At 72.2% G+C, this 10781-nt stretch carries 10 protein-coding genes; 2 read left to right on the forward strand and 8 right to left on the reverse strand.

From position 1 onward, the window contains the following. Together DW309_RS07885 and DW309_RS07890 are read right to left on the reverse strand one after the other, a co-directional pair. Nucleotides 1-902 (reverse strand): aldehyde dehydrogenase family protein (locus DW309_RS07885; RefSeq protein WP_168387223.1); only part of this gene is annotated, 902 nt, incomplete at its 3' end. A 1-nt stretch (nt 903) separates the two neighbouring features. Continuing rightward, nucleotides 904-2571, reverse strand: coding sequence for a thiamine pyrophosphate-dependent enzyme (locus tag DW309_RS07890; RefSeq protein WP_136045066.1), 1668 nt, complete (start codon nt 2569-2571; stop codon nt 904-906). A gap of 159 nt (nt 2572-2730) precedes the next feature. Here DW309_RS07890 and DW309_RS07895 point away from each other — a divergent pair, with 159 nt between their 5' ends. Then, nucleotides 2731-3459, forward strand: a complete 729-nt coding sequence (locus tag DW309_RS07895; protein ID WP_136029061.1) for a FadR/GntR family transcriptional regulator — start codon at nt 2731-2733, stop codon at nt 3457-3459. 64 nt (nt 3460-3523) lie between these two features. On the opposite strand, the gene DW309_RS07900 is transcribed toward DW309_RS07895, so the two are convergent. Genes DW309_RS07900 through DW309_RS07920 form a run of 5 tightly spaced genes read right to left on the reverse strand, consistent with a single transcriptional unit; the run spans nt 3524 to nt 8617 of the window. Continuing rightward, nucleotides 3524-4714: a M20 metallopeptidase family protein gene (locus DW309_RS07900; protein ID WP_136045067.1), complete on the reverse strand. Its 1191-nt coding sequence runs from the start codon at nt 4712-4714 to the stop codon at nt 3524-3526. Continuing rightward, on the reverse strand, nt 4711-5904 hold the full coding sequence (locus tag DW309_RS07905; protein ID WP_136045068.1) for an amidohydrolase: 1194 nt from the start codon (nt 5902-5904) through the stop codon (nt 4711-4713). Before DW309_RS07905 ends, DW309_RS07900 begins: the two co-directional genes overlap by 4 nt. Continuing rightward, nucleotides 5901-6422 carry a hypothetical protein gene (locus DW309_RS07910; protein WP_136035537.1) on the reverse strand — a complete coding sequence of 174 codons (522 nt, stop codon included), beginning with the start codon at nt 6420-6422 and terminating at the stop codon, nt 5901-5903. Before DW309_RS07910 ends, DW309_RS07905 begins: the two co-directional genes overlap by 4 nt. A gap of 1 nt (nt 6423) precedes the next feature. After that, on the reverse strand, nt 6424-7626 hold the full coding sequence (locus tag DW309_RS07915; protein ID WP_136029053.1) for an aromatic ring-hydroxylating dioxygenase subunit alpha: 1203 nt from the start codon (nt 7624-7626) through the stop codon (nt 6424-6426). A gap of 22 nt (nt 7627-7648) precedes the next feature. After that, on the reverse strand, nt 7649-8617 hold the full coding sequence (locus DW309_RS07920; RefSeq protein ID WP_240753157.1) for a PDR/VanB family oxidoreductase: 969 nt from the start codon (nt 8615-8617) through the stop codon (nt 7649-7651). A 144-nt stretch (nt 8618-8761) separates the two neighbouring features. Here DW309_RS07920 and hisC point away from each other — a divergent pair, with 144 nt between their 5' ends. Continuing rightward, entirely contained in the window at nt 8762-9862 is a 1101-nt protein-coding gene (gene hisC / locus DW309_RS07925) for a histidinol-phosphate transaminase (protein ID WP_136045069.1), read from the forward strand. Between the two features lie 22 nt (nt 9863-9884). On the opposite strand, the gene DW309_RS07930 is transcribed toward hisC, so the two are convergent. Further along, a partial coding sequence (locus DW309_RS07930) for a winged helix DNA-binding domain-containing protein (protein ID WP_136045070.1) occupies nt 9885-10781 on the reverse strand: 897 nt, incomplete at its 5' end.

Consider the following 10781-nt stretch of genomic DNA (forward strand, 5'->3'; position numbering starts at 1 on the left):
GCGGCCTCGACGGCCGCGCGCTCCCACGCCTCCCGCATGCCCTCCGGCACCAGCACGCGCGTCTGCGCCGCGCAGGTCTGTCCGGCGTTCGCGAAGCACGAGGCGAGGACCCCCCGCACGGACTCGTCCAGCGGCGCGTCGTCGAGCACGATCGCCGCCGACTTGCCCCCGAGCTCCAGCGCGACCTTCTTGATGGTCGCGGCGGCGGCGCGCGCCACCTGCTCCCCCACCTGGCGCGAGCCCGTGAAGGTGACCATGTCGACGCCGGGGTGCGCCACCAGCGGAGAGCCGACACCGGCACCGTCGCCGTGCACGATGTTCACGACGCCGGCCGGCAGCCCGGTCTCGCGGAGGATGTCGCCCACGATCGCGGCGTTCAGCGGCGCGACCTCGCTGGGCTTGAGCACCACGGTGCAGCCGGCGAGGATCGCGGCGCCCACCTTGAGCATGATCTGGTGCAGGGGGAAGTTCCAGGGCGTGATCGCGGCGACCACACCGACCGGCTCCGCGACCACGAGGGAGTTCGAGACCGCCTCGCGCTCGACGTGCGCGCGGGCGGCCTCGACCAGCCGGGCGAGGTCGGCGATCGCGACCCCCACCTGGGCGGAGCGCGCGAACGCGATCGGCGACCCCATCTCCGCGCTCAACGTCGCAGCGAGCAGCTCACGGTGGCGCGCCAACCCCTCGGCGAGCGCCTCGACATGAGCGATCCGCTGCGACATCGGCGTCGTCGACCAGGTGCCGAACGCGCCCGCGGCCGCAGCCACCGCACGATCCACATCGGCGGGGCCGCCTGCCACGACGGCACCGATCACGGTGCCGTCGGCCGGGCTGACGACATCGATCGAGGCCTGCCCTGCGGCATCCTCCCTGATGCCGGCGATGTCGTGCCCGATGACCATGTCAGACCCCCGCCTGCCGCACGAGATGCGCATCGGGGGCGAGCGGCGCCGGGCGCGGCACACCCTCGTGGATCAGGTGCCACGGCGACGGGAACTCGCCGACCGGCACGTTGATGAGGATCGGCTCGTTCGCGGGCACGGCGTCGGCCAGCACCCCCGAGAGCTCCTGCGGGGTAGTCGCCCGTGCGGAGCGGATGCCGAACGCCTCCGCGAGCGTGCCGTAGTCCGGATTGGTGAGGTCGCTGGCGAAGTAGCGTGCCCCGTACCGGTTCTTCTGGATGCGGCGCACGTTGCCGTAGAACCCGTCGTGGAACACGATCGTCACGAGGCCGAGACCGTAGCGCTTGGCCGTGGACAGCTCCTGCAGCGTCCAGGAGAAGCCGCCGTCGCCGTTCACCGACACGACGGCGCGGTCGGGGTCGGCCGCCTTGACGCCGAGGGCCGTGGCGAAGCCGTAGCCGAGCGTGCCCTGGTAACCGGGGCCGATGTAGGTGCGCGGCTGGTACGCCGGATAGCAGGCGCTGGCGGCGTAGCCCACCTGCGTGAACTCGCTCACGAAGACGCCGTCTTCGGGGAGCGCGCCGCGGATCGCGGACAGGTACTCCCGCTGCGGGGAGATGTCGGCGAACTGCGCGGCGAGCCAGGTGCGCACGCGGGCGAACTCGCTCTCCCGCGAGTCGCGCGCCGGGGTGCCGACCTCGGCGGCCAGGGCGGCGAGGGCGAGGCGGGCATCGGCGTGCAGCGTCTGCGCGGCGGCACGCGGGCCCCCGAGGTCGGCGGCCTCCGCGTTCACGAGGATCACGGGGGCGCCGTTCGTGTCGACCTGGGTGCCGAACGTCGAGACGAAGCGCGTGCCGACGGCGAGCACCAGGTCGGCGTCCTCCCGGAACGCGCGGAGGGCGAGCGCGTCGAAGGCCAGACGGTGGCGGGCGTCGAGCGCACCGCGGCCGTTCTCGGTCATGAGCACGGGGGCCTCCAGTGCCTCGGCGAGTGCCTGGAGGGCGACCGATGCGTTCGCGGCGAGCACTCCCCCGCCCACCACGATCATCGGGCGCTTGGCCGCGAGCAGGCGGGCGGCGGCGTCGCGGATCTGCTGCTCCTCCGGCACGAGGGGTGCGTCGGCGACACGCTCGGCCGCGACGGCACGCGAGGTGGCGGCCAGAACGTCCGGCGGCACCTCGAGCGCGACGGGGCGAGGGCGGCCGCTGCGCAGCTGGGTGAACGCCTCGCGCACGAGCCCGGGGATCTCATCGGCGGAGCGGGCGGTGCCCGTCCATTTCGTGAGTCGCTGCAGGATGCCCGTCTGGTCGGGGATCTCGTGCAGGGCGCCGAGTCCGCGGCCGATGGCCTGCGAGTCGATCTGGCCCGCGATCAGGAGCATCGGCGAGTTGGCCGAGTAGCCGGTCGCGACGCCGGAGAGGGCGTTGAGCACGCCGGGGCCCGGCACGACCATCGCGACACCGACGTCGCCGGTGCTCCGCGCGTAGCCGTCCGCCATGTAGGTCGTGGCCTGCTCGTTGCGCGCGCAGATGAAGTCGACCTGGTCGGTGCGGGCGTGGAGGGCGTCTGCGGCGGCATCGAGCTGGACGCCCGGGATGCCGAAGATCCGTGAGACTCCCTGGTTGATGAGGGAGTCTGCGAGCAGATCGCCACCGGTGGGGTCGGTCATCTGTTTCCTCTCGTGAGCAGCATTGCGTGATTGACTGTATTAGATACATTCAATTACTGCAAATAGGAGAATCGCCCGCCGCCACCGCCCCGGCGCGGCAGGCGCTCCTTAGGATGTGAGAGATCCGCTCCACAGCCCCGCTCCGACCGAAGGATCCCCGTGGCCAGCACCCAGGAAGAAGCGCGCACGTTCCAGCGCGTCGCGCCCGCGCAGTCCGTCGCCGACCGCGTGGTCACCGAGGTCGAGGCGATGATCAAGACGGAGGGTCTCGAGCCGGGTCATCGCATCGGCACCCGCCAGGAGCTGTGCGAGCAGTTCGGTGTGGCGCCGGCCACGCTCGGCGAGGCGCTGCGGGTGCTGCGGGCGCGCGGCTCGGTCGATCTGCGCCCGGGTCCCGGTGGCGGCATCTTCGTCGCCGACCAGTCCCCGCTGATCCGCCTCGCGCACAGCGTGCTGCGGCTGCGGCAGACCGGCGCTCCGGTGAACGACGTGATCAAGGTGCTGGACGCGCTCGACGAGGCCGTCATGCAGGACGCGGTGCAGCACCGCACGGACGCCGACATCGCCGATCTCGAAGCCGTGATGGCGGAGCTGACCGAGCACTGGCACGACCCCATCGAGGGCCTGCACGGCAACTGGCGGCTGCACCGGCGGATCGCCGAGATCTCCCCCAACGCCGTGCTGCGCACGTTCTACCTCAACCTCGTCGACTACATCGAGGGTGAGACCGCGGGGGCCGCGACCGACGACGCCCTGGCCGTGCCGGGCTTCCGGCAGGACACCGACGAGCGCCTGCGCATCCACGAGGCCCTGATCGACGCGATCCGCTCCGGCGATGTGAAGGTCGGCCGCAAGGCCGTGCTGGACCACCGCACGCTCGGTCGCTGACACGCGCGCCCCTCGTCTCGCTCCGCTCACTCAGGCAGCACCCCGGCGACGAGACGACGGGCGCCTACGCGTCGCCGACTCCGACGTGGCGCCAGGCGAGCGCCGCGAGAGCCGCGGCCTGATCGCCCAGCACCGCGTCGTCGAACCGCGCATGCGGCGAGTGGTTCATCGGGATGTCGTCCTGGTCCACATCCGGCGGGGTCGCGCACAGGAACAGGAACGTGCCTGGCACCTCCCTGAGCACGAACGAGAAGTCCTCCGACGCCATCCAGGGCGCATCGATCTCCTCCACGCGGTCCTCGCCGAACTCGGCGCGGAGCACCGCTGCCGCCGCCGCCGTCTCCTCGACCGTGTTGACCGTGACCGGATAGCCGACGATCACCTCGACGTCGGCCGTGCAGCCGTGCGCCGCGGCGATGCGCTCGATCAGCGGCGGGAGCTCGGCCTGCGCCTGCGCGATCGACGCCTCGGACAGCGTGCGCAGGGTCGCCGCGAAGCCCGCGTCCTCGGGGATCACATTCGTGATCTCCCCCGCGTACAGCGTCGTGACCGACAGCACCACGGGATCGAACACGTCGATGCGGCGCGTGACCCAGGACTGCAGGGCGAGGATCAGCTCGGCCACCACGGGCACGGGATCCACGGCCTGCTGCGGCCTCGACCCGTGCCCTCCCCTCCCGTGCACGCGCACCCGCAGCACGTTGGCGCCCGCCATGATCGTGCCGGACTTCAGCTGGAACGTGCCGCGCGCGCCCGGACCCACGTGGATGCCGTAGGCGGCCTCGACCCGCGTGCCCGCGGCGTCGAGCACGCCGTCGCGGATCATGAGCGGAGCCCCGCCGCCCGCTTCCTCGCCGGGCTGGAACATGAAGACGACGGAGCCGGCGATGCGGTCGCGCCGCCCGGCGAGCAGGCGTGCGGCCCCCACGAGTCCGGCCACGTGCAGGTCGTGCCCGCACGCGTGCATCGCCCCGTTCGCCGACGCGTACTCGAGGCCGGTCTCCTCGACGATGGCGAGCGCGTCCATGTCTCCGCGCAGGAGCACGGACGGGCCGTCGGTCGCGCCGCGCAGCACGGCCGTGACCGAGCTGAGGTCCGATCCGGTCGTGATCTCCAGGCCCAGGCCGTCGATCGCGTCGAGCACGGCGCGCTGCGTCAGCGGCAGGTCGAACCCGGGCTCGGGGATGCGGTGCAGACGACGGCGCAGCTCCACCAGCTCCGGCTGCAGGCGTGCGGCGTCGTCGTGCAGCGTCATCCGTTCCCCTCCTGCGCCGCGGACGGCGCCGAGTACACCGTGCGCCCGTCGATGAGCACCTCCCGCACGGTCGAGGCGACGTCGAGCGGGTCTCCGGTCCACAGAACCACATCCGCGTCGCGGCCGGGCTCCAGCGCGCCGACCCGGTCGTCGATGCCGGCGATGGCCGCGGCCGTCGAGGTCATCGCCGCGAGCGCGGTCTCCCTCGGCAGCCCGGCCCGCACGGCCACGGCCGCCTGCATCGCGAGCAGGCCGATGGGCACGACCGGGTGGTCGGTGGTGAGCGCCACGCGCACACCCGCCGCGGCGAGCGCGGCGAGGTTCGCGGGATCGGCTTCGCGTACCTCCACCTTGGAGCGGCTCGACAGGATGGGTCCGTAGATCACGGGCACGTCGCGCGCGGCGAGGATACCGGCGAGCTTGTGCGCCTCGGTGCCGTGATTGAGCACGAGGCGCAGCCCGAACTCGTCGGCGATGCGCAGCGCCGTGGCGATGTCGTCGTGCCGGTGCGCGTGCTGCTCCCACGTGAGCGTGCCGTCGAGGGCTTCCGTGAGCGCCTGCTTTCCGAGGTCCACGGCGAACGGCGTGCCGTCGGCGCGGGCCTTGTCACGCCGGACCGCGTAGCCCTGCGCGTCGCGCAGCGCCTGACGGATGACGAGGGCGATGCCGAGCCGGGTCGACGGCAGCTGCTTGCGCTCCCCGTAGGCCTGCTTGGGGTTCTCGCCGAGCGCCGACTTCATGCCGAGCGCCGCGCGGATCACCTGCTCGTCGACCGAGCGCCCTCCCGCCGTCTTGATGGCGACGCTCTGCCCGCCGATCGGGTTGCCCGATCCCGGCTTCACGACCACGGCGGTGATGCCACCGGCGAGCGCGTCGCGGAAGGCGATGTCCTCGATGTTGACGGCGTCGATGGCCCGCACGCCGGCGGTGACCGGCGACGAGACCTCGCTGCCGTCGAACCCGGCGGGGCCGTTGGCCTCCTCGTGCGCGCCGATGTGGCTGTGCGGGTCGATGAGGCCGGGCAGCACCCAGCATCCGGCGGCGTCGATCACCCGGGCGCCCTCGGGCACGGCGAGCCCTGTGCCGACGGCCTCGATGCGCCCGTCGGACAGCAGCACGGTGCCGCTCTCGATCTCCTCACCCAGGCCCGTGACGACCCGCCCTCCCACGATCGCGACGGCATCCGTCATGCGTTCTCCTCGTCTTCCTCGGCGCGACGCTCGACCAGCTCGCGCGTCTTCGTCAGCAGCTCGTCGACGTCCAGGCTGAGGATGCCGGCGGCCGGGTCCACGCGCACCACGATGCCGTCATCGCACCGGGGCGGCTCGCCGCTCAGGTCGACGAGCGGATCGTCGACCCAGATCCACGGCAGACCGTCCGCGTACCGGCGGATGTGCGCGAGCTTGTCGAACTGCACGGGCAGGAACGGCCACGGCTCCTCCGGCAGCTCGAGCGGCTCGCGGAACGCGGTGTGCGCGTTGTGGCCCCACTCCGACGCCCACACGATGTCGAAGTGCTCCGCCAGCTCGTGCAGCCGCTGCGCCGCGGCGTCGGGGATGGCGACGTCGCGCACCCACCGCCCCCACGCCGACAGGTGGTGCGTGCTCACCGGCACGGCCGGCTCGCCCTCGATCACGACGACGTCGCTGATGCCCAGCACGAGGACCGGACGGTCCCCCCGGGGCGGCCGCGCCGTGTACTTGGCCATGTCAGTCGTCCACCGCGTCGGCGAGCAGCGGCGCGTCGGGCGCGCCCTCGAAGTAGTTGCCACCCTCGATGCGGATCAGCCGCTCCGACTCGTCGAAGAACACGCCGACAGGGTCGCCGCCGCCCGCCACGGCCCGGTGCTGCTTGGCCATCATGCGCCGGATCATCGCGATGCCCTGGTCGGTGGTGGTGAGGTGATCCTCGGAGTGCAGCGAGATGGCGCCCTGCGACTTCTGCGCCTCGTAGTCGCCGGGCAGCCGCTGGTGCTCCAGGTCGGTGAGCTCCTTCCACGGCTTGCCCTCGTGGGTGGAGCGCAGCTTGGTGAGGAAGTCGGGGTCGCTGTCGCGCGCGACCGTGAAGATGCGGAAGTTGGTGTCGTCCATCGGCACCACCCAGCCGATCATGTTCGTCTGTCCGGAGGCGAGCTTGGGGCTCGCCACCACACGCAGGTTCGGGAAGATCACCTCGGTCACGCGGCGCAGCTGCCGGCCGTCGCCGAGGTCGCGCATCTGGATGCTCCGAACGCCCAGCGGCGTGTACTCGTACTCGACCTCGGGGATCAGCGCCATCTCCGGCGTGAACTGGTTGCCGCTGAACCGGGCGTGCAGGATCGGCACGTGGAACGGGTCCATCACGTTCTCCCAGTGCTGCAGCCAGTTGAAGTCGAGCTGTGCCGGGCCGCCTCCGCCCACGCCCTGGTCGTTCACGATGAGCTGCTCGTCGTCGGCCAGCTCCTCGAGCGTGTCGTAGCGCGGCAGCACCGGCTTCTTGTCGGGCGGGCCCATGTAGGCCCAGATCAGTCCGTACTGCTCCTCGACGGGGTACCACGGCTGACGTACGCGATCGCGGTGCAGTCCCAGGTCGGGCTCGCACGGCTGCTCCAGGCAGTGCCCCTCGGTGTCGAACACCCAGCCGTGGTAGCAGCAGCGGATGCCCTCGTCCTCGACCCCGCCGTAGAACAGCGACGCGCCGCGGTGGATGCAGCGCGGGTGCAGCAGACCCGCCTTGCCCTTGCGGGTGCGGAACAGCACGAGCTCCTCGCCCAGCACGCGCAGCGAGAGGGGTCGTGTCGTCGCATCCTCGACCTTCGCGACCGGGTGCCAGTAGCGGCGCAGCACCTCACCGTAGGGGGTGCCAGGACCCACCTGGGCGAGCTCGTTCAGCGGCTGCCCGAGGCGCAGCCCGTATGCGGTTCCGGTGTCCATGGTCGCTCCGTTCGTGGGGGGGTCAGATGTCGAGGACGAGACGGTCGCCGAGCGAACGGGAGACGCAGATCATCATCGTCTCGTTGCTCTCGCGCTCGTCGGGGGTGAGGATCGAGTCGCGGTGCTCGGGCGCCCCGTCGACGACGGCGGTCTCGCACGTGCCGCACACGCCCTCCAGGCAGGAGCTGGGCACGCCGATACCGGCGTTCTCGAGCATCTCGAGGATGCTGCACCCGCGGTCCACCGTGACGACGAGGTCGGACCGGCTGGCGACCACCTCGAACGACTCGGCGCCCTGCGATTCGCCGAAGGTCTTCGCCTGGAAGCGCTCGACGTGCAGCACCCCGCGCGGCCATCCGGCGCTCAGCTCTTCCAGCGCATCGAGCATGCGCTCCGGACCGCACGCGTACACACCGGTCTCGGCGGAGGGCGCACCGATCCAGGCGGCCAGGTCGAGCCGGTCGTCGACGTCGCCGCGCACGAGCAGCAGTTCGCCGCCCGCGAGCTGGGTCGAGGAGAGGAATGCCATGCGCTCCCCCGCCGAGCCGAGGTACGCGAGCCGCCACGGGACGCCCCGGCGGGTGGCCTCCTGCAGCATCGGCAGGATGGGCGTGATGCCGATGCCGCCGGCCACGAAGACGTAGTCGTCCGCCGGCGCGAGTGCGAAGTGGTTGATGGGGGCGGAGGCCGTGACGGGGTCACCGACGCGCAGCGTCTGGTGCACGTAGCGGGAGCCGCCGCGGCTCGGGCTCTCGGCGAGCACCGCGATGCGCCAGGCGGTGCGGTCGCCGGGGTCGGAGCACAGCGAGTACTGGCGTTCGACGCCGTTCGCGAAGCGGAGGTCGATGTGCGCTCCCGGCTCCCAGGCCGGCAGTTCGGCGCCGGTGGGGTCGTCGAGCTCGAGGGACAGCACGTCCTTCGCCTCCTGGCGCATGGCGCGCACGCGCAGGGCGAGGCGCTGTTCCGGGGAATCGACCGCAGTGTGGGGCACCGTCGCTCCGCTCCTTCCGTCGCATCCGATCGCCGCGGATCGGATTGACAACATTCTTTATATTCAATTGCGATAGTATGAAGTCCGCTCGGGCCTGTCAAACGGACACGGCCGCAGGAGCGCACACGAGAGAAGGGCCATCGGATGTCGGAGCTGAGACTGCGGGGAGACCTGGACGCGATCCCCGGCTACAAGCCGGGCAAGGCGGCACCGCAGACCGAGACCACCGGGCCCGTGCACAAGATCTCGTCGAACGAGAACCCCTATCCCCCGCTCCCCTCGGTGACCGCCGCGATCGCCGACGAGCTCGCCACCATCAACCGCTACCCCGAGACCGCGGCCACCGCCCTCACCACCGAGCTGTGCGCGCGCTTCGGTGTCGAGCCCGTCAACGTGGTGCTCGGCAGCGGCTCGGTCGAGGTCGTGTCGCAGCTGATGCGGGCCACCGCCGGCGAGGGTGACGAGGTGCTGTTCGCCTGGCGCTCGTTCGAGGCGTACCCGATGCTGGCCAGGGCCGCCGGAGCCGTACCCGTGATGGTGCCGCTCACCGCCGACCACCGCCACGACCTCGACGCCATGCTCGCCGCCATCACCGACCGCACGCGCCTGATCCTCGTGTGCAACCCGAACAACCCGACCGGCACGACCGTCGGCGACGCCGAGCTCGACCGGTTCCTGTCGCAGGTGCCGGCGCACATCGTCGTGGTGATCGACGAGGCGTACGTGCAGTTCAACGACCGCGCCGACTCGCCCGTGGGCATCGAGTACTTCCGCCGCTACCCCAACGTGGCCGTCGCGCACACGTTCTCGAAGGCGTACGGGCTGGCTGGCATGCGGGTGGGCTACGCCATCGCCCCCGAGCAGCTGGGCTTCGCACTGCGCAAGGTCGCCATCCCGTTCGGCGTCACGAACCTCGCCCAGACCGCCGCGGTCGCCTCCCTCGCTGCGGAGGACGAGCTGCAGGAGCGCGTCGACGCCCTCGTGCAGGAGCGCGAGCGCGTCGTCACCGCCTTCGCCGCCGCCGGGATCACCGTGCCCGAGAGCCGCGGCAACTTCGTCTGGCTGCCGCTGGGCGACACGACCGCCGCAGTCGCCGAGCTGCTGGAGCACCACGGGCTGCTCGTGCGCCCGTTCCCCGGCGAGGGCCTGCGGGCCACCGTGGCCGAGACCGAGGCGAACGATCGCCTCATCGCGCTCGCACCGCAGATCGCCGCACTGCTCGCCCCGGTGCCGGTCGCGGGCTGACGCCGGGCCCGCTCCGGGCGGGTCAGCCGTCGATGAACGCGGCGAACCGGGCGAGCGCGGCGCTCACGGCATCGGGGTCGCCCGGCTCGGTGAACAGCTCGGGATCCGCCGTGTGCGCGGCGGCCGCGTGGGTCCAGCAGCCGATGACGCGTCCGTCCTCCACGATCGTCGCGCGCACCATGCCGTTCTTGCCCGGGCCGACGCGACCCAGGTACGCCGGGTCGCACACGGGCGTGCGGTCGGCGTAGGAGATGTAGTACTCGTCGAACGCGGGCAGCGCCTGCACCGACGGCGCGGCGGGCGCCCGGCGGGGGTGCGCGACCGCGGTGAACAGGCCCTCGGCGACCTCGGTCACGCGCCCGGCGGCGCGCGCGGCGGCCTCCCTCGACTGCCCGAGGGTGAGCCCGGACCACCACGCGAAGTCCGCGACGCCCGCGGGGCCGTGTCCGTCGATGTAGCGCACGAACAGCTCGGCCAGCGGGTCGTCCGGCCGCTCGTGCGCACGGATGTGCTCCTCGACGAGCACGAACCGCTGGTCGCGCGTGATGCCGGAGCGCGGCACGATCGGCCCCTGGCACACGAGCCCATCGATGGTCAGGTCGAACAGGAGGTGGATGCCGCGCTGGCCCGACGGGTCGATGCCCGCAGCCTCCCACACCGCGAAGACCTCGGCCCGCGTGAGCCCGCCGTCGCGCAGTCGCGGGACGAGCGCCTTCACCGCGGTCGCCGTGACCTCCGCGTCGATCCCGAGCTGCCGCTGCCGGGAGGCCGCCTGCTGCCGCTGCCGCTCGGCCGTGACCTCCAGCATCCAGCCGAGGTCGCGCGCGGGCACGGTGTGCAGCGTGCCGCGCATGGTCCACGCGCGCACGAGCTCCCCGCGGGCGAACGCGGCGTCCACATCGCGCAGGCGGACGGCGCC

Source organism: Microbacterium sp. K41 (genome assembly GCF_004794395.1).
In the GTDB taxonomy this organism is placed as follows: Bacteria; Actinomycetota; Actinomycetes; order Actinomycetales; family Microbacteriaceae; genus Microbacterium; species Microbacterium sufflavum.